Here is a 19,317-nt window from a genome sequence, read left to right as displayed (position 1 = left end):
CCTTCTGCCGGTTTAGGCAAGAAGGGAATCGACGAAATCTTCCGGCACAAACGGAGCAAAATCATCGGCGCCCTCACCGAGCCCAACAAATTTCACGGGCACGCCGAGCGCGCGCTGCACTGAAATCACAATTCCGCCCTTGGCTGTTCCATCCAGTTTGGTGAGCACAATCCCGGTAATTCCAGCCACCTCGGCGAAAACCTCCGCCTGGCGCATACCGTTTTGTCCCGTCGTCGCGTCCAACACAAGAAGCACTTCGCGCATGGGCGCTTGGCGTTCCACGACGCGCTTGATCTTGCCAAGCTCGTCCATCAAGCCTGATTTATTTTGCAAACGACCAGCGGTGTCAACAATGACGACGTCGACGCCGTTCTCCCTGCCCACCTTCACCGCTTCGAAGGCAACCGAGGCGGGATCTGCCCCCTCGCGCTCTGAGCGTACGACATCAACGCCGACGCGCTCTCCCCAGGTCGCAAGCTGATCGGCTGCCGCCGCACGGAAAGTATCAGCCGCGCCAAGAAGGACGCTCTTGTCTTCAGCTACGAGCAGGCGGGCAAGTTTGCCCACGGTCGTCGTCTTCCCAGTGCCGTTGACGCCCACCATCAAGATAGTTGCCGGATGGGCCTCGCCGTCTTCACCGACTCCCGGTTCCGCATTCAACCGACGGTCCATGGACGGATCAACAAGCTTGATGAGCTCTTCACGTAGGATTCCGCGAACAACCTCGGGATCCGTTGTGCCACGAACCTTCGTCTCGGTGCGCAAGGTCTCCATCAGCTCGGTAGTGGCATCCAAGCCGACGTCGGCGATCAGCAGCGTTTCTTCGAGTTCTTCCCAATCCGATTCAGAAAGGTCACCTCGCGAAAGAATCGAGAGTAGGGTGCGGCCAAGTGCACCGCCGGATGCAAGGCGGCCGCGAAGGCGTTCCATTCGCGAGCGGACGGGCTCCGGTGCTTCGATCTCTGTTGGCTCGGTAGCCTCAGGATCGACCGGCGCCTCTTCAAGCCCGGGTAGTGCAGCCTTTTCCTCGACGGCGAGCGCCTCAGCTGCATCGGCGGGCGGCTGATCAATCTGCTCGCGCTTTTCCCACGGAAGCTCCTGGCTTGAGGAGCGGCGGTAGCGGGCAATGAGAGCGCCGCCGAGCGTCAAAACCGCCAATACGGCAACAACAATAAGAAGAATCTGAGTAGTAGTCACGCCCCTAGTTTCCCGTACCTAGCGCGTTTTGCCAAAGATTTTCATCGCATAGCTAGCAAGCTCACGCGCCGCGCGCAGCTCGCTTAGCCTTAACCGCCTTGGCCGCATCGATAGCGCGCAACGTAGTTAGTTCAACCGAATCAACAATTTTCTTTGGCAGGTTTGAGCCAGTCACCTCAACCAGATGTTCTTCAATCCCCTCTGAGGAGTAGTACGGATCGGCGTCGTCGTGTTCAAATTGCGTAAAAAGATCGCCGAGCTCCACCTCTTCAACATGGACGTCGAACTGGGTGCCATCCAATTCGTTGGCGCGCCACGCGTCGATGGAGTCAGCAAGCCATTTGCGGCCTTGCTCCACAATTGACTCGTTTGCCCGCACAAGGTGAACTGCGCCCGCGATTCCAGCGCCGGCAGCTAAAATAAGAACGATTGATGAGAACACACTTCATTTCTAACTCATAACCGGCTAAAAATCAGGTTTTCCGCTCGGCGTTTTGGTCACGATCAGGTTGCAAGATCCTTAACCCGCTGAGAAATCACAGTGCTTACCCCATCCTCGCGCATCGCAACCCCGTACAAGGCGTCTGCGATCTCCATTGTGCGCTTTTGGTGGGTGATCACGAGTAATTGGGAGTTTTCCTGCAATTCCTCAAACAGGCCCAGCAAGCGCGACAGGTTGGTGTCATCAAGTGCCGCTTCGACTTCATCCATCACGTAAAACGGCGAGGGGCGCGCCTTGAAAATCGCAACGAGAAACGCCACCGCAGTCAGGGATCGTTCACCTCCCGAAAGCAAAGACAGGCGCTTGACTCGTTTGCCTGGTGGCCGAGCTTCAATATCGACACCCGTGTGCAAGACGTCGTCCGGATCCGTCAGAACAAGCCTGCCCTTCCCTCCCGGAAATAAACGCGAAAACGTTTCCTCAAATTCGCGTGCCACATCCGCAAGCGCGCTCGTCATGACCTCTTCGACGCGCTGGTCGATATCTTTGACGATACCCAAAAGATCGCTACGGGACTGGCGCAAATCTTCAAGCTGTTCGGAAAGGTAGCGCTGGCGTTCTTCCAAAGCGGCGTGTTCTTCCAAGGCGAGCGGATTGATCTTGCCCAGCCGCGCGAGATCGCGTTCAGCTTTGGCCAAACGCTTTTCTTGTTCCTCACGAACGAAGGGAATATCCGGTTTCGGCGGGTCTCCTTCTACAACATTTTGCTTGATCATCAGGTGCGGGCCGAATTCGTTAACGAGCACGTCCGCGCTCATACCGAGATCGTCAATCGCGCGCGATGCGAGCTGGTCGTATCGCAAGCGCTGTTCCGCCAACGCGAGCTCTTGGCGGTGTGCCAGATCCCCAAGGTCGCGTTCTTCCATCTGCAGTCGTTCAAGTGTGCGCCGGGCCGCCGATAGTTCGGTTTCGCGCGAGGATCGTTGAGCCTCGGCCTCTTCGCGTTCAACGGCGACAGCCGCGAGGAGTTCCCGAGTTTTCACCAGGGCAGCGCGGGCGTCGGTAGCAACGCCGTCTGCGATGCGAGCTGCTTCGGCGCGCCGCTGAGCTTGGCGTTCTTCGCGGGCGATCCGGGCTTCGACTACCTTTGCCTGATTTTCAAGCGATTCTGATTTTCCTGCGATCGCACGCAACCGTTCTTCACGGGTTCGAAGCTTGAGGCGCGCTTCGGTTTCGTCACTGCGAGCGGCAACGGTTTGCTTGTGTGCCACGTCCCGTTCACTGGCGAGCGACGCCGATCGGGCCGCGAAATCTTCCGGTTCGGCCTCAAGCTGTGTCTGTTGCTCGATGAGCGATTCCAGTTCATCGGAGCGCTGAGCCAGTTCTATGTCGATGCGGTCGATCCGGTCGGTGTTGCGATCAACTTCTTCGCGTGCTGAGGCCACCGACTGGCGTAACACACCCAATTGGGCCGTCACGGCGGCAAGTTGTGAATCTCTCGCGGTGAGCTGGGCGGCGAGCGCCGAAAATTCTTCTTCTGCCGCTTCTGCCGCAGTCCGCGCATTATCGAGGTCAATCTCAACTTCGCGAACTCGTTCTTGTGCGGCCGCATGCTGTGCACGTGCGTCGTCGTATGTAGCCTGGCGAGCGAGGACGGCGGCCGCCTGGACCTCCCCACCGCGGGCGAAGCTTGGTGACAGGACGTCGCCGGCCATGGTGGCTACGGCCGGAGCGCCAGCGTCCAGCAAATGTTTGGCGGCAGCTAGATCGACGGCCAGGACGGTACCTGACACGAGCGACCGCAAAGATTTCACCGTTGCGCTTTTGCCCTCGATGACATCCGATGCCAGGCGGGCTTGTTCATCCGCCAAACCCGCACTCTTCAGCGCTGTGCGTGCTACTTCATCGCGCTCTTCGCGCGCGCTGGCTCCTTCGATGAGGAGCTCAAGATGGCCGGCATCCGCTTGGCGAGCAGCCCGCAAGGCATCTACCGCCGCGTTAACATCCTCAACGATCACGCCCTGTGCGATACCGGATAGTGCAGCTTCAACCGCAGCTTCCCAACCGCTGGAAACTTTCACCTCATCACGGACCAGACCGCGAACACCAAATCGATGATCGTTGACCAACCACGCGGTAGCGTCTTCGGGCGCGAGCGCCAATTCGAGCGTGTCGGCTTTCGCCCGCCATTCAACCACTTTCGCCTGCGCATCAACCAGAGCTTGCCGAGCAGTTTCTACGCCATCCTTCGCAGCTTGAAGAATGCGCGCGGCCTCCTCGTGGGCAATAGACAGCGAATCGTCGCCATTAGTGCCCGCCACGGCCTGCTGCTCGAGCTCAATAACCTGCCCCTCAGCCTGCGCCGCGCGCAACTCGCCGTCTTTTACCGCTGCGCGGACGCGTTCTTTTTCGCTGGTCAAAGCTTCGATACGCGAGGTGGCGGTAGAGATTTTTCCGGTCAGCCTCGCCGCGGTCTCACGCCGATCAGCGAGCGATCTGTTAATCATCGTCAGCTGCTGGTCAATCTCAGCCTCGTTCGCCTCGGCTTTTTCGCGCCGCGAAATCACCTCGCGCAGTCCATCTTCGGCCTCGCGAACCTCACGTGCCAAAGCCTCTTCCTGCTCTCTGGCCTGCTGGGCACGCTCGCGGATATCGGCGGGCGATTCTCCCCGGTGCACTCCGGGCCCCGCCTGTTGCAGCGATCTTTGGCGCTCGGAAGCAAGCTCGGCCAAGCCTCGGAAGCGTTCAACCAGTGAGCCCAACCGCTGCCAATTCTCTGTAAGTTCAGCAATGTGCGGGCTCGCGGCATCGGCCTGATCTTGCAAGCGCGCGACCTCGGCTCGCGCGCCCGCTATTCGCGCCGCTAGCTCTTCGTGTTGCACCTGGAGTTTCTTTTCATCGACTTTCTGCGCCTGAACACGGGCCTGCGCCTGAGCAATGTCGTCGGCCAGAATTCGTGCCCGTGCATCGAAGACCTCGGCCTGTATTACTTGGGCTCGCCGTGCGGTTGCCGCCTGGCGAGCAAGCGGACCTAGCTGCCTGCGTAGTTCGGCGGTTAAATCTTCGATCCGTGTGAGGTTTCCCTGCATCGAATCGAGCTTGCGGAGCGCTTTTTCTTTGCGCCGCCGGTGCTTGAGCACGCCCGCAGCCTCCTCGATGAAGCCGCGCCGATCTTCAGGCGACGCGGTAAGAACCTCATCGAGTTTTCCCTGGCCGATGATGACGTGCATCTCCCGGCCCATACCCGTATCTGAAAGCAGTTCTTGGATATCAAGGAGCCGGCAAGCTGTACCGTTGATTGCATACTCTGATCCACCCGCGCGAAACAGCGTGCGGGAAATGGTTACCTCCGAGTAATCGATCGGTAGGGCACCATCGGTATTATCAATCGTGAGCGTTACTTCCGCACGCCCCAACGCCGGCCGTTTTGCCGTGCCAGCAAAAATAACGTCCGCCATGGCACCGCCACGTAAATTCTTTGCGGCCTGCTCACCCATGACCCACGCAAGGGCATCAACTACGTTGGATTTACCGGAGCCATTGGGCCCGACAACGCAGTTAATACCCGGTTCGAAGCTCAGCGTGGTCGCCGTTGCAAACGACTTAAATCCGCGCAGGGTCAAAGTTTTCAGATGCACGGAGCCAGTTTAACGCGGTTTAAGAAATTCCGGGCTTGATGGCGTGTGGGCGTTAGGTCTACTCGAGCCCCTGCGTAAAAGTGCTGGGAAAAGCCCGAATTTCGCGTCGAGCCTCGATCAGAACGCTCAAACTCATGGCTTTTGCGCACCCCTGCGAGTAGAGGCCTAGGAAATTTCGGCTGCGGCTCGCAAAATAAGAGACACCGATTTGGCGCCCGCATCCATGTGCCCGGCGGACTTTTCCCCCAAGAAGGCTGCCCGCCCCTTGCGTGCCACCATGTCAACGGTTGCCTCGCATCCGCCGCGAGCCGCCTCGCTCGCGGCCAACGCAACCTCGCACATCTGCTTTCCCGCGTTGGCAGCCGCGCGGGCCTCTCTCGCCGCTGGCGCCCACGCATCAACGAAGGTTTTATCTCCCTCGGCAGCACCACCCAGATCTTCAGCGGCAACGCGCCCTGCCTCAATCATGGCAGCAAACACGTCCGCCTCACCGTTACCGATGCTCGGTACTGGCACCACGTCGTCGTCATCTTCACTCAATGTATCGTCCGCGAGCGCGAGGACGTCCGCCATTCGCTGATAGGAACCCGCAAGAATTTCGCCCCCTGCGCCCGGCAAATTCATCCGCAGCCCGAGGGCCACTTGCCGGAGAACGTCAGCACCCGAGGCGTACGATCCATTAAGGGAAATCATTGAAAAGGCCCTATCGAGTGCCTCGCCGTGATCGCCGTCGCCAATCGCGCGATCGAGCTCATTGAGCAACTCCCGATTTTCGGAAATTAGCTCGCGCGAGCGCGCTAGCCACGCGATGACCCATGCCTTCATAGCACCGCTTGTTCAGCCAAACCAGACCGAGATCTCGAGCTGCGCCGATTCGGGGCCATCTGAGGAGTGGATGAGGTTTTCGATCTCACCAGTTCCCCAATCGCGGCCAAGATCGCCACGGATTGTGCCGGGCGCGGCAGACGTCGGATCGGTTGCACCGGAAAGCGATCGGACCCCTTCGATCACGCGGTCACCCTCGATAATCGCAGCCACGATCGGCCCGGACTTCATGTAGGCCGTCATCCCCGAATAAAACGGCTTTTCCGTGTGTTCGTGGTAGTGCTTGGCAAGCAGATCATCTGTTGCCTGAAGCATTCGCATCTGCGAAATCCGGTAACCTTTCGCTTCGATCCGGCCTAAAATTTCACCAACGAGCCCGCGCTTGACGCCGTCGGGCTTGACCAAAATTAATGTCTTTTCACTCATGATTCTATCGTATCGAGATCCAGGCTCACCGGGGCTGCTTTCACTTACAAGGAAATACTCGCCTAAGCGTCATCCGGTTTTGGCCTGCCCATCACCGCACGTGCCTGCGCGGCCAAGATCACCGATCCCATCACCACAACCGACGGGATCGTTACCTCTTCCGGATCCACGCTTTCTGCCACGTCCGCTGCGAACACGATGGCCGAATCCAGATTCGGTTCGTGTGCCACCCTGTCATCGCCAAAAACGGTACGGGCAAGCTCAGTGATCTCATCGCTGTCCATGGCACGATCGGTGATCATTTGCGTCACCACGACCGAGTGGAAGTGCGGTTCCAATACGGAAAGTAGCCCTTCCACATCCTTGTCGGCCATCGCGGAAAACACGAGCACCCGAGTACCGGGGAAAGATTCATCTAACGCGTCTATCGTGGCCTGAGCTCCCGCGGGATTGTGTGCCGCATCGGCGATGACCAACGGTGAATTCTTAATCACTTCCATGCGTGCCGGTGAGTTGGTGGCCATGAGCGCATGTTCAACGACGTCCCCGCTGAGTGCGCCCCCGCCAAACACGGCTTCGGCTGCCGCGATCGCGACGGCCGCGTTATGTGCCTGGTATTTGCCATACATGGCGAGCGGCACGTCCTCGTAGACGGCGGCGGGCGTTCGAACAGTGAACATCTGCCCTCCCACGGCCGGTTCGCGCTCAAGCACCTCGAGTCGGTCACCATATGGCACATGTATAGCCCGGTTTTTCGCCACAGTTTCGCGTACGAGCTGCTCTACCTCCGGCTGCTGAGCGGCACTGACCAGCGTTGCTCCCGGGCTTAAAATCCCGAGCTTTTCGCGCGCGATGTCACGCAAGTCAGAGCCTAGCCACTTTTCGTGATCGTGGGAAACCGGCATGAGCACGGCAATATCGGCGTCGATCACGTTAGTTGCGTCCCACTTGCCGCCCATTCCCACTTCAACGACGGCGACGTCCACCGGCGCGTCCGCGAACGCCGCATAAGCCATGACGGTGAACACTTCAAAGAAGCTCATCTGCGGCCCGCCGCTCGCCTGCGACGCCGCGTCCACCATCTCCACGAACGGTGCAACATCCTGCCAAGCTTGGATGAATCCTTCGCGGGAAATAGCCTGCCCGTCGATCGCGATTCGTTCCCGTACCGAGTTTAGGTGCGGCGAGGTGAATCGGCCGGTGCGAAGGCCGCGTTCGCGGATGAGCGCCTCGATCATGCGCGCTGTAGAGGTTTTACCGTTGGTGCCGGTCACGTGCACCGCGCGGTATTGGCGTTGCGGGTTGCCCATCAGATCCAGGCAGTCAGCCACTCGCTGGGTGGAGGGCTGTACCTTGTGTTCGGGGGCGCGCGCCTGAATCTTTTCGTAGATAGCCGCAACTTCCGCGTCGAGTTCTGCTTGTTCGGCAAGCTCTTCGATCGGTTCGCGTTCGGGCTCTGCGAGCAGGTCCTCCACGACGCTCGGATCCGGGCCTGCCACTAAAGGTGATGACAGTAGTTGCTCGAGATCGCCCTGGTGGTCGTCGTCGAATTCTGGCGAGTGCGTCACGAGATTTTCTCCACGTTCACTTCAATGCCGTTGGCCCCGCCCGCAACGTCGGTTTCGAGCGCGAGAGTTTCGGTTGTGATCATGTCCAGATTGGCCTCCACAGCTGCGATCCGATCGTCGGGCACTCGCAGGGTGAGTCGGATGCGGTCTGCCACGTGCAGGTCGTCGGTCTTGCGCTGGTCTTGGACCGCCCGGATCACGTCACGCGCGTAGCCTTCAGCTTCGAGCTCCTCGTCCAAGACGGTATCGAGCACGATGAAGGCGCCCGAATTGAGCACGTCTGCAACGCTACCCTCTTCGGCTTCCACCGCGGTATTCGCCTCAAACTGGCCTTCTTTCAGCACGATTTCGGGGTCGATCTTCATGAGCACGCCACCCTCAACGAGTTCCCAGTTGCCTTCACGCGCGGCCTTGAACAGGGCCGAGGTGTGTCTGCGCACCTCGGGTTCAAGCTCGCGCGGCAGCACCGAAAGCTCTTTGCGCACCTCGAGCCCGGATTCTTCGGCGCTCTGGATGCGCACTTCCTTGACGTTCACTTCGGAGGCGATCAGGTCGGCAAATCGGCCAAGGTCAAGGTTGGTCACCACGGTCAAGGCCCGCAGTGGCTGGCGAACGCGAAGCTTGTGTGCCTTGCGTAGCGAATGAGCGTGTGAGACGACATCGCGTACCTCGTCCATGATTTCCACAAGCTCTTCGTCGACCACGGCGTCCGGCCAGATGGGCCAGTCGGTGAGGTGGACGGAGCGTCCTCCCGTGAGCCCGCGCCAGATCTCTTCCGTCACCATCGGCAGTAGCGTCGCCGAAATCCGCATCAGCGTTTCGAGCGCGGTGTACAGCGTGTCGAAGGCCGCTTCGTCTTCTGACCAGAACCGATCGCGCGAGGTTCGCACATACCAATTGGTCAATAGGTCAATGTGCGCACGAATATCGGCAGCGGCTGCCGGGATGTCAAGGTTATCGAGGTCATCGCGCACCGAGTCTGCCAGCAGTTTCGTGCGCGAAAGCAGGTAGCGGTCCATCACGTCAAGATCGGCTAGCGCCTCGTCGTCGGCGACGCTGATCGGCTTGGCCACGTAGCCAGCTCCGCCGTTGCAGGTGCCGGCATAGAGCGCAAAGAAATACCAGGTGTTCCACAGGGGAAGGATCACGTGGCGCATCGCCTCGCGGATGCCTTCCTCGTTGACCACCAGATTGCCACCGCGTAGAACGGGCGAACTCATGAGCATCCAGCGCACGGCATCCGAGCCGTAAACGTCATACATTTCCATGGGGTCCGGATAGTTGCGCAGCGACTTGGACGCTTTGCGCCCATCGTTGCCGAGCACAATCCCGTGTGAAATACAGGAGGTGAATGCGGGCTTGTCGAAGATCGCCGTCGACAGAACGTGCATCACGTAGAACCAGCCGCGCGTCTGCCCAATGTATTCAACGATGAAGTCGCCCGGGAAGTGCGAATCGAACCATTCCTGATTCTCGAACGGGTAGTGCTTTTGGGCGAAGGGCATTGATCCCGAATCGAACCACACATCGAGGATGTCATCGATGCGCCGCATGGTTGACTTACCGGTCGGGTCGTCGGGGTTGGGGCGGGTCAGTTCATCGATGTATGGCCTGTGCAGATCCGGTTCACCTTCGCGGTTGCGAGGCAATCTGCCAAAATCGCGTTCGATTTCCTCAAATGAGCCGTACACATCAATGCGCGGATACTCGGGATTATCCGACTTCCACACCGGTATTGGCGTACCCCAATACCGGTTGCGCGAAATTGACCAGTCGCGAGCGCCCTCGAGCCAGTTTCCAAAAATTCCGTGCTTGATGTGATCGGGCTGCCAGGTGATCTGCTCGTTCAGCTCGACCATCCGGTCCTTGAATTTACTGACGGCGACAAACCATGAGGTCACGGGTTTGTAAATGAGCGGTTCGCGGCAGCGCCAGCAGTGCGGATAGGAGTGTACGTAAGACTGTTCGCGAACGAGCACCGCACGCACGTCTTTCTCAATCCGAGCCTGCGATCCCGTACCATCGCGCAAGTCGTTGATGATTGGCCGGTTCGCATCGAAAACGTTCATGCCCTCGTAGTCGGGCGTGTTCGCCATGAATTTTCCGGCGGCGTTGACCGTTTCCACCACTTTGATATCGGCCGCGTTCAAGATGAACATATCTTCTTCACCATAGGGCGCGATATGCACAAGGCCGGTACCGTCTTCGACCGACACGTAGTCGGCGGTGTGAATCGTCCACGCGTTCGGGCCAGGTCGTTCGTCGTCGCGGCTAAAGAAATCAAAGATCGGGTGGTAGCGCTTACCCTGCAGGTCTTTGCCCGTGAACTCGGCAACGATGGCCGGGTTTTCGCCGAGCTCCTTTTCGTAGGCACCTACCAGTGCCTTGGCAATGATCACCTTCTCCCCTACCAGTGGACCTTCGGCTGGCTGAACGGTCACGTAATCAACATTCGGCCCGACGGCGATCGCGAGGTTCGCTGGCAGCGTCCACGGCGTCGTCGTCCAAATGAGTGCCAACTCTCCCGATTCTATCCGCAAGCCAACGGTGACGGTGGTGTCTTGCCTGTCTTGGTAGACGTCGTCGTCCATCTTCAACTCATGGTTCGACAGCGGGGTTTGATCGTTCCAGCAGTAGGGCAAAACGCGATAGCCCTCGTAGACGAGGCCCTTATCCCACAGCTGCTTGAATCCCCACATCACCGATTCCATGTAGCTCGGCTCGAGCGTGGAATAGCCGTTCTCGAAATCCACCCAGCGGGCCTGGCGGTCAACGTATTCTTCCCACTCTTTAACGTATTTGAAGACGCCAGCTCGGCAAGCATCGTTGAACTTCTCGATGCCCATCTCGTCAATTTCGGACTTGTCTACAATTCCGAGCATTCGCTCAGCTTCCAGTTCTGCAGGCAGGCCGTGGGTATCCCAGCCGAACACGCGCTCGACCCGCTGACCGCGCTGAGTCTGATAGCGGGCCACGACATCCTTCACATATCCGGTCAAAAGGTGGCCGTAGTGCGGTAGCCCGTTTGCAAACGGGGGCCCGTCATAAAATACGAATTCTTCGCCCGTCCGGTTATCAATCGAGGCTTGGAACGTGGAATCCTTCTCCCAGTAATTCAGAATGTCTTTTTCAAGTTCTGGGAAGTTTGGGGACGCGACGACGTCGTGTGTGCGGTGCAACGGGTATTTCGCCTGCTCGGCCATAAGTACCTCTCCGGAGCGCAAAGCGCCGCAACCGCGCCTCGAACTCCTATTATCTGGACGTTGGCGAGGGCGACGTCTGCCGCGGTACCACCTCGCTTGCCACGCCGCTTGGCGGGCCGCTTATTGGGGACGATCACGAGTCCAACCGTCCGGTTCTACTGAGCATTGCTCACGTGGGTGCAACGCCGTTCTTCCGGAAGCTCCCCGGTGATAGCCGGATCAAAGCCAAAAAGTATTCTAACGGGCGACTACCTCGCAAGCCAATCGGCCCCGTTGATCCTTACGGCAGATAAGCCAGTTGTTCCGCTAGTTCTGCAAATGAAGCATAGAACAAATTACTTCGGTTAACGTGAAGTAAAACCGCGAAAACCGGAAAAATGATTCCGCTCACGTAAAGCCCAAGATCAAAGAGTTTGCCGAGTAGGGCTGGCTTCTCGGCGCGCCGATGTATTCTCCAGAGTAAAACTGCTACGGAGCTCAAGCCGAGCCCGGAGACAATCGTGAGTAGCTTGAGGCTCGTCAAGCCAAATGGCGTTGCTACTTCCCAGAACATGCTCATCCCCCGTCCTTTTGGTTATTGGTCGAAAGCCACTCAAGAACATCTGGGAATTCTTCGATCCACACCACCCAACCGTGGCCTCCCGTGGCGCGCTCATCGTTAAATACGCGCGATGGATCCGGCACGGCAGAGACGATGGCGCGTGCGGCGTCGATCGTTCCAGGATCCTCAAGAGATGAAACGAGCATCAAGTTGGCAGTTTGTTCGACTTGACTAGCAAGTACAGAAAGGCGTTGCGCATCCACCACCGCAGGATTATCTGGAAACGACGCCTCGAGTGGTCGATCAATTCCGTGCAACCAGACGGCATTTCCGTACACCTGCGGATGCAGGATGCCGAGCCGTGCGGCGCAGTATGCTCCCATAGAGGGGCCTACGACAGCCCATCCGGTAGGGTCTCGAGTTACCTGAAAGTTGGTTCGAATGGCTGCGGGCAAATCTTTGGCGAACCAGGTCTCTGCCTTATACCCTCCGGCAAGATCTGCACACGTTGCGCTACGTCCGCCAAAGTTCATGTCTGAGGTAATCAGGATCGTAGGTGGGATGGTCCCAGCGTCGATTGCTTCCTGAATCGCCTCCGGCGCACCAATTGCCGGACCAATGGCTCCTGCGTTTCCGGGAGTTCCCGGCAGGAGGACGATGACGTTATAGTCGGTATTTTTCTCCGGATACCCCCGCGGCACCCATGCGCGCATCTCGCCGCGAATAGCCGATTCCGGACCGTTAAGAATGGCTGATTTCATTCCCTCGTCAGAGGATTCCTCCCATTGCAGCTGATAGCGCGGATCAACGGTAGGCGCATCAGTTGGGAGTTGTTCCGTCACGACTTTCTGCACTTTTCGTCCAGCGTCCGAGTCGATGAATGCGGCAATCTCAGCGGGTGTACGAAAGAAAGCGAATTTGTAGTTGATCAGCGATATTGCCGCAATCAGCACAAAGAGCTGAACTGTGACGATGGTCATGCAGCGAAGGAGTAGGCGCCATTTGCCGCCGCCAGGCTTCATCACAACAAGGAATCCGCCAGCGGCTATGAGAAGCACAACGCCAACGATCGCGGCGACTACTTTCCCGTCAAGTAAATCCATACTTCCAAGAATAAACCTGCAACCAATTCTGACCCATCAGCCGAGAGGTGGAAGGTGGAGTCTTCTTCGTCACTACTGCACCGGCCGCCAACCCGCCATTTATTGTGAATCTGAGGTTTTTGCCGAAAGAATCTGACCGATTCAGCCTTTTTCTCACGACACATGGCCTGGCCCACGAGGATGATCCGTCCCTTGCCGAGGATCAACCGGAGGGCTGACAGGCACCACGCCAGCCGAATCTAAACTTTCAACTGTGAAAGAGATCAGCACCGCAACCCAGCCCTCCCGTCTCGACTTGGCCGTTCTCTCTTGGCTACCCCGCCTGCTCTATCTGCAGGCAGTTATAGCCATCTCACTGGTCATCATCGACTCCAGCTCATGGATCGCCAACGCTGCAACTTGGGTCTATTCCTTAGTGTTGCCCATTCCATTCGTCGGCATAGCCACAGCGCTCATCTATCTGATCGTTGGCATCGGGCTGTCGCGGCGCAAACGTGCGGCATGGGTCTTCACGTTGGCCTCCCTTGTTCTTCTTACGGCCGCACTCGCTTTCGATGTCATCGATATTGCGCGTGAACTCTCACGCGGGTCTTCGCCGCTTCATCCGGCAGATCTGTACAGTTCGCTCGGACAACTTGCCCTGATGACGATCTTCATTCTCATTGGTTTGCGTATTCGCCGACATTACTTCGTGCGAGTTCGTCCCGGAAATTTTTACCGGTCACTGGTAGTTCTCCTCATTGGCTTCGGAATCAGCTTTGCGGTTGCCTATGCGATTCATACAGCGCTCTATGGTTTTCAACGTGATTACATCGGAGTTCTATTTAGGGACTTCCTAGGCGGCATGAATCTATCTCAATTCGATAGCTGGGTATGGAGTCTGCTGTCTTTCTTGCTTGCAGCATCGATCATCTCTTCCGTAGCTATTCTTATGGCCAGCCAGCGACGCGAAGCACATCTTACGCTCCCCGACGAGCTCCGGATTCGCGAGTTACTCACGCAGTACCCGGCAGATTCTCTCAGTTATTTCGCTACTAGGCGTGACAAAATCGCCTTTTTCTCCGGCGATTGCGTGATCACATATCGCGTCGTTCTCAGCGTGTGCCTTGCCTCAGGAGATCCGATCGGGCCGAGAGAGCAATGGCCCAAGGCGATTGCAGACTTCATCGCTATGAGCCGCTCGTTCGGCTGGGAACCGGCCGTCATTTCCGCAGGGAAAGATGCCGCCGCAATCTACCAGTCAGCCGGTTTGAAGGTGATGACTCTGGGCGATGAGGCGATTTTGTACACCGATACTTTCCGCCGCGCCGAGCACCCCAATGTAGAACGATCCGTTCGCCGCTTGGAGCGCTTAGGCTACACGCTTCAGATTCGCAGGCACGGGGCAATTCCATCCGAGGAGATGGCGCACCTTGCCCGTCTATCTGACGAGTGGCGTGGCGACGACGACGAACGCGGCTTTTCCATGGCGCTCGGCAGATTGGGCGATCCGGCAGACGCCAATTGCCTCATGATTGAGGCCCGGTTCCCTGCTGGCCACGAGTTGGAGGGCCAAACAGCGGGTCTCCTGTCTTTCGTTCCGTGGGGTGGCGATGGTGCTTCGCTTGATGTGATGCGTCGGCACCCGGAGGCCGCTCCCGGCGTGACTGAGTTTATGGTGGTTGGGCTGGTAGAGCAGGGCCACGATCTTGGTCTCGAGCGCATGTCATTAAACTTCGCGGTGTTGCGCGAGGCATTCGCTCGCGGAGCCGAGCTCGGGGCGAGTCCGATGCAGCGCGCTTACCGGAACGTGCTGGTTTTCTTTTCGCGCTGGTGGCAGCTCGAATCGCTATACCGGTCCAACGATAAGTACGGGCCGGCGTGGACTCCGCGCTACCTGTGCTTTGGGCGGGCCTCCCAGCTCACTAAAGTACTTCTTGCTTCCGGAATCGCCGAAGGTTTCGTCGATTTACCCGGCTGCTCCCACGCGCCAGATCAGCACTGGCTCACCGCCGCCGAGGCCGCTCCGATGCTTGCTATCGAAACCGCCCAGCCGTCCAAGCAACCGGAGGTCAAACGTTCTGAGCTGATGCGAGTACGAATTGATAAGCGAGCCCGGTTGCTCGATTCCGGGATCGAGCCTTACCCTGTTGGCTCCCCTGTTCCAGACACCTGCCTCGACGCAAACGGCCCAGCCACCGTGGCAGGCCGGGTGATGGCGCTACGCGATCACGGCGGCGTGGCTTTTGCTGACATTCGCGATCACACCGGCGATCTGCAGCTTCTTCTCGAGCAACCAGTCACGTTCACAGCCACGATTTCCATCGGCGATATGGTGCGCGCATCCGGAACCATCGGCGCCTCACGTGCTGGAACCCGTTCGCTCGTCGTTGACGACTGGCAGCTGATTGCGAAATCGCTGCACTCGCTACCGAGCGCGCATTCGGGCCTGAAAGATCCCGAAACGCGGGTACGGCAGCGCTATCTGGATTTGATAGTCAATCCAGGGCAGCGCGATCAGCTTCGCGCCCGCTCGAAAGCGATCCAAGCGGTACGTGAATGCCTGCTACAGCGCGACTACCTCGAGGTGGAAACACCGATCCTCCAGCCGGTTCACGGCGGCGCGAACGCCAGGCCGTTCACCACATTCATCAACGCCTATCAGATGGACCTGTATCTACGTATCGCACCCGAGCTCTATTTGAAGCGGCTCATGGTGGGCGGCATGGATCGGGTATTCGAGATCGGCCGGAACTTCCGTAACGAAGGCGCCGACGCGAGCCACAATCCGGAATTCACGATGCTGGAGGCCTATCAGGCACACGCGGACTACAACGAGATGCGCCTTGTTGCTCAGTCTCTGGTGCGCGAGGCCGCGCTTGCCGCGAACGGTTCGACGATTGTGCATGGCACAGTTGGCGGCAAGATTCACGAGGTGGATCTTGCCGAAGAGTGGGAGGTCATCTCGGTGACCGACGCGATCAGCCGGGAGCTTGGCGAAGCCGTTGGTGCCGATACTCCGCTCGAGGAGCTCCACACGCACGCTGATAAGCTGGGCATGGGTTACGATCCGCGTTGGAACTGGGGAACGATGGTCACCGAGCTTTACGAACACCTCCTCGAGGCAACGACGGTCAGCCCCACGTTCTACACCGATTTCCCGGCCGACACCTCACCACTCACTCGCCAGCATCGCACCGAGCCGCGGTTTGCTGAACGCTGGGATTTGGTCGGTTTTGGCATGGAGCTGGGCACGGCCTATTCCGAGCTGACCGACCCGGTGATTCAGCGCGAGCGCCTCACCGCCCAGTCCTTGGCGGCGGCAGGCGGCGATCCCGAGGCGATGGAGCTTGATGAGGCTTTCTTGCTTGCTCTCGAGCACGGCATGCCCCCGGCTGGCGGGCTGGGAATGGGGTTGGACCGGCTGATCATGTGGCTCACCAACACTTCCATTCGTGAGACGATCGCGTTCCCGTTGGTGAGGCCGCGATGAGCACGACGTCGGCCCGGCCAGTTCCGAAGCCAGTGGCGCTCACGCTGGCAGCGGTTGTCGTCGTCGCCTATAACACGTGGATGCTCTCGCCTGCGCTGCCGGGCAACTCAGCGCTGATGGGCTATTTATCGGAGCTTGCTGCCAAAGATCAGCCGTGGAATTGGTTCTATCGAGCAGGTGACATGATGGCCGCCGTCGCGGTGTGCACCGTAGCCGCACTTGGCTGGTCCGCGTGGCAGACGTGGCTTGGCCGGTGGTCGCGGTGGATGGCTTTGAGCGTGGGAGCGATCGGCGCGTTCACGGCAATCGACGCGGTGTTTGCGATGCCGTGTGCCACCACGTCCGATGCGGCGTGCAAGGCTCGCGAGACGGCCAATTTCTTTGCGCCGGAGTTTTTCATTCATACGGCAGCGTCAATGGCCGTTGGCTTCGCAATCGCGGCATCACTGTTTGTTGGATGCTGGGCAACCCGCGAGCGCTTCGTACTCGCGCTCACGGCGATTATCTTACTGGCCTTTGCCGTGACGGGAATCCTTTCCTGGTGGCCCGGCCGCTGGCACGGAGCGCCTCAGGCGGTGCAAGTTGCGTTCACCAGTGTCTGGCTCGCGTACTTGGCGTGGCGCCTACAGTGGCAGGTTGACGAAAATGAACCAGCCGACTTACGTAAGAGTGAGCCATGAGTGAGATGACGGAAATCGCAGGCGAGCTGGTTCGGATTTATCGCGGTAGCGGCACTGGCCTCGCGGTTGTTTTCGTGAACGGGTGCGGGGTGACCAGCGAATTCTGGCAGCCCGTGACTACTCGTTTGCGCAATCCGTGGCTCGCCTTCGATCGCCCGGGGTTGAGCACGCCGTCGTCGACGCCTCTTCACAGCCTTCAAACGCAGGTGGAGATTCTCGCGCGTCTCGCATCCGAAGCAACTCGGGATGGGAAGCCGCCGATCATCGTTGCCCATTCGATGGGCGCCCTGCATACGGAGGCGTTGCTGCGGCTCCATCCGGGGGCCGCGGCCGGGGTGGTGCTCGTCGATCCCGCAATCGAGACCAAGGTGCGCCCGAAGCTACCGAGCACGGCGCTAGCAAAAGTCATCGCGCGTCTGCCCCACTCTCCTTTCGTCGCGTGTGCGGGAAACGTGGTCTTTCGCGCGGCCGCACTGCAGTTTACGACGCGCGGCAGCATTCCGGACACGGATACCCCTAGGAACCTGCGCGGCATCCTCTACGAGTGCTTGACCTACCAAGAACATGCCAACGAACTTATCGAACTTCGATCGACTACTAGCCTCCCGACGGTTCCCGTGCGGTTGCTAGAGGCTCCCCCATTTTCCGAGCTAGAAACCTTCCCGTGGCCGCGCAACGATTTCATCGTCCACCGCTTCCCGCATGCGAAGCATCTGCTCATGGTGGATGTTCCCAATGCCGTGATTGTTGCCATCGAAACTTTAGGGATTTAGCACACCAAACTTTAGGGATTTGGTGTGCCAGACTTTAGGGATTTGGTAATCGGAACACGAGGGAGGCGGGCACCGATGTTCATTCCGCGGTAACTTGGCGCACACGTCGAGCAGCTGATGGGCTGGTTTCCGGTGGTGAGCGTGACAGGACCGCGCCAAAGCGGGAAGTCTACGCTGATCCGCGAGCACTTTAGTTCCTTTGCCTACGTTAATTTGGAGGATCCCACGCCGCGCGCCTTCGCGCAGGAGGATCCAATGGGGTTCCTCCGCGATCGCCAGCCAAAGCTCATCATCGCTGAAGCGCAGCACGCGCCGGAGCTGTTTTCTACGCTGCAAGTGGTGTCCGACGAGCGCGGAATGCCCGGCCAGTACCTTATTTCTGATTCGCAGAATTTTCTTTTGATGGAGAGCATCGTCCAAAGCCTCGCTGGGCGGGTAGGGCTGACCAATCTTTTGCCGCTGAATTTTGCGGAAGCCCGCCATGCCCTACCCGATTTAACCGCCGAGCAGTTTATGGTGCGCGGGGGCTATCCCCGCTTGTATCGGGTAGATGTGCCGCATGAGGTCTACTACGCCAGTTACATCCAAACCTATGTCGAGCGCGACGTACGGCAGCTGGCCGCCATTCACAGCACCGAAGAAGTTCGGCGCCTGCTTAAATTGCTGGCCTTAAACGCAGGGAACCTCATTAATTACACCGGACTGGCGCGCGAACTCGGGGTTGCATTCGCAACGGTGAAGCACTGGGTGAGCATTCTAGAAACGAGCTTCATCACTTTCAATCTCCGGCCCTTTCACGCGAACTCGAGGAAACAGCTGACGAAAACTCCGAAGGTCTATTTCTACGACACGGGTTTGCTGTGCCACCTGCTTGGAATTGGTTCATTGGCAGAGCTGACCAGCTCCCCCGCTTTCGGCGCGGTGTTCGAAAATCTGATCGTTTCCGAAACCGCCAAACACCATTTGCACCTAGGTAAGGTGCCAGACCTCTATTTTTATCGGGACGGCAGCCAAGCGCGAAATCGATTTACTCGACTACACCGGTACGCCGAGGGCGTTGAAGGTGAAGGCGTCGATGACGTATCGACCAGACCACGCTAGGCATCTAAACGCGGTGGGCAGCGAACTGAGCATACCGTCCGAAAATCGGGCGGTGATCTATCGCGGGGACTACCGGCACACCGCAGTGCTACCCGCAGCGGATTACCTATTGTTCAACGCTTGAGCACACCATGGTCTACAACAATTTGGTGTGGCCGGAGGTCACCGATGAACAGCACACCGGAAACTAGCGGATGATTATTGTCCTCAGTTTGGAAGTGATGGCGTCACTTTAGAAATGAGAAGCTCACTTTACAAGTGATCGCCTATTTTGCAAATGATGCTGAAGTGAGAACGGCTCATGGTGGGATCCAGCTCGAATACGAATGGGACACTATCTAGTGAAGC

12 protein-coding genes are annotated in these 19,317 nt (G+C 58.5%); 4 read left to right on the top strand and 8 right to left on the bottom strand.

Annotation, left to right across the window (positions count from 1 at the left end):
- Positions 1-12: 12 nt before the first annotated feature.
- The 8 genes from ftsY to J2S70_RS07510 all read right to left on the bottom strand — a co-directional run bounded on the left by ftsY (position 13) and on the right by J2S70_RS07510 (position 12,943).
- Positions 13-1,197 carry a signal recognition particle-docking protein FtsY gene (ftsY, locus tag J2S70_RS07545; RefSeq protein WP_307683108.1) on the bottom strand — a complete coding sequence of 395 codons (1,185 nt, stop codon included), beginning with the start codon at positions 1,195-1,197 and terminating at the stop codon, positions 13-15.
- 61 nt (positions 1,198-1,258) lie between these two features.
- Positions 1,259-1,639: a hypothetical protein gene (locus J2S70_RS07540; RefSeq protein WP_307683107.1), complete on the bottom strand. Its 381-nt coding sequence runs from the start codon at positions 1,637-1,639 to the stop codon at positions 1,259-1,261.
- Between the two features lie 62 nt (positions 1,640-1,701).
- A complete protein-coding gene (gene smc, locus J2S70_RS07535) occupies positions 1,702-5,277 on the bottom strand; it encodes a chromosome segregation protein SMC (protein ID WP_307683106.1) in 3,576 nt (1,191 codons plus the stop codon).
- Between the two features lie 165 nt (positions 5,278-5,442).
- Entirely contained in the window at positions 5,443-6,102 is a 660-nt protein-coding gene (locus J2S70_RS07530) for a DAK2 domain-containing protein (protein ID WP_307683105.1), read from the bottom strand.
- Between the two features lie 12 nt (positions 6,103-6,114).
- A complete protein-coding gene (gene ndk / locus J2S70_RS07525) occupies positions 6,115-6,528 on the bottom strand; it encodes a nucleoside-diphosphate kinase (protein WP_307683104.1) in 414 nt (137 codons plus the stop codon).
- 62 nt (positions 6,529-6,590) lie between these two features.
- Positions 6,591-8,096: a bifunctional folylpolyglutamate synthase/dihydrofolate synthase gene (locus J2S70_RS07520; protein ID WP_307683103.1), complete on the bottom strand. Its 1,506-nt coding sequence runs from the start codon at positions 8,094-8,096 to the stop codon at positions 6,591-6,593.
- Positions 8,093-11,299, bottom strand: coding sequence for an isoleucine--tRNA ligase (gene ileS / locus J2S70_RS07515; RefSeq protein ID WP_307683102.1), 3,207 nt, complete (start codon positions 11,297-11,299; stop codon positions 8,093-8,095). The genes J2S70_RS07520 and ileS overlap by 4 nt, the downstream gene beginning before the upstream one ends.
- A gap of 555 nt (positions 11,300-11,854) precedes the next feature.
- Positions 11,855-12,943 carry an alpha/beta hydrolase gene (locus tag J2S70_RS07510; RefSeq protein WP_307683101.1) on the bottom strand — a complete coding sequence of 363 codons (1,089 nt, stop codon included), beginning with the start codon at positions 12,941-12,943 and terminating at the stop codon, positions 11,855-11,857.
- 253 nt (positions 12,944-13,196) lie between these two features.
- Here J2S70_RS07510 and lysX point away from each other — a divergent pair, with 253 nt between their 5' ends.
- The 4 genes from lysX to J2S70_RS07490 all read left to right on the top strand — a co-directional run bounded on the left by lysX (position 13,197) and on the right by J2S70_RS07490 (position 18,969).
- Positions 13,197-16,415: a bifunctional lysylphosphatidylglycerol synthetase/lysine--tRNA ligase LysX gene (lysX, locus tag J2S70_RS07505; RefSeq protein ID WP_307683100.1), complete on the top strand. Its 3,219-nt coding sequence runs from the start codon at positions 13,197-13,199 to the stop codon at positions 16,413-16,415.
- Positions 16,412-17,095, top strand: a complete 684-nt coding sequence (locus J2S70_RS07500; RefSeq protein ID WP_307683099.1) for a DUF998 domain-containing protein — start codon at positions 16,412-16,414, stop codon at positions 17,093-17,095. Before lysX ends, J2S70_RS07500 begins: the two co-directional genes overlap by 4 nt.
- Positions 17,092-17,868: an alpha/beta fold hydrolase gene (locus J2S70_RS07495; protein ID WP_307683098.1), complete on the top strand. Its 777-nt coding sequence runs from the start codon at positions 17,092-17,094 to the stop codon at positions 17,866-17,868. Before J2S70_RS07500 ends, J2S70_RS07495 begins: the two co-directional genes overlap by 4 nt.
- A 141-nt stretch (positions 17,869-18,009) precedes the next feature.
- Positions 18,010-18,969: an ATP-binding protein gene (locus tag J2S70_RS07490; RefSeq protein ID WP_307683097.1), complete on the top strand. Its 960-nt coding sequence runs from the start codon at positions 18,010-18,012 to the stop codon at positions 18,967-18,969.
- Positions 18,970-19,317 lie beyond the last annotated feature (348 nt).

Origin of the sequence: Trueperella bonasi (assembly GCF_030811535.1) — a bacterium.
Taxonomy (GTDB): Bacteria; Actinomycetota; Actinomycetes; order Actinomycetales; family Actinomycetaceae; genus Trueperella; species Trueperella bonasi.
The sequence above is the reverse complement of the archived record's forward strand: the minus strand, read 5'-3'. Positions and strand labels throughout refer to the sequence as shown.

Bases quoted from the DNA above. Each gene is read 5' to 3' on its own strand.
- J2S70_RS07530 (WP_307683105.1), bottom strand. From the start codon at position 6,102: ATGAAGGCATGGGTCATCGCGTGGCTAGCGCGCTCGCGCGAGCTAATT.
- ndk (WP_307683104.1), bottom strand. From the start codon at position 6,528: ATGAGTGAAAAGACATTAATTTTGGTCAAGCCCGACGGCGTCAAGCGC.
- ileS (WP_307683102.1), bottom strand. From the start codon at position 11,299: ATGGCCGAGCAGGCGAAATACCCGTTGCACCGCACACACGACGTCGTC.
- J2S70_RS07510 (WP_307683101.1), bottom strand. From the start codon at position 12,943: ATGGATTTACTTGACGGGAAAGTAGTCGCCGCGATCGTTGGCGTTGTG.
- J2S70_RS07500 (WP_307683099.1), top strand. From the start codon at position 16,412: ATGAGCACGACGTCGGCCCGGCCAGTTCCGAAGCCAGTGGCGCTCACG.
- J2S70_RS07495 (WP_307683098.1), top strand. From the start codon at position 17,092: ATGAGTGAGATGACGGAAATCGCAGGCGAGCTGGTTCGGATTTATCGC.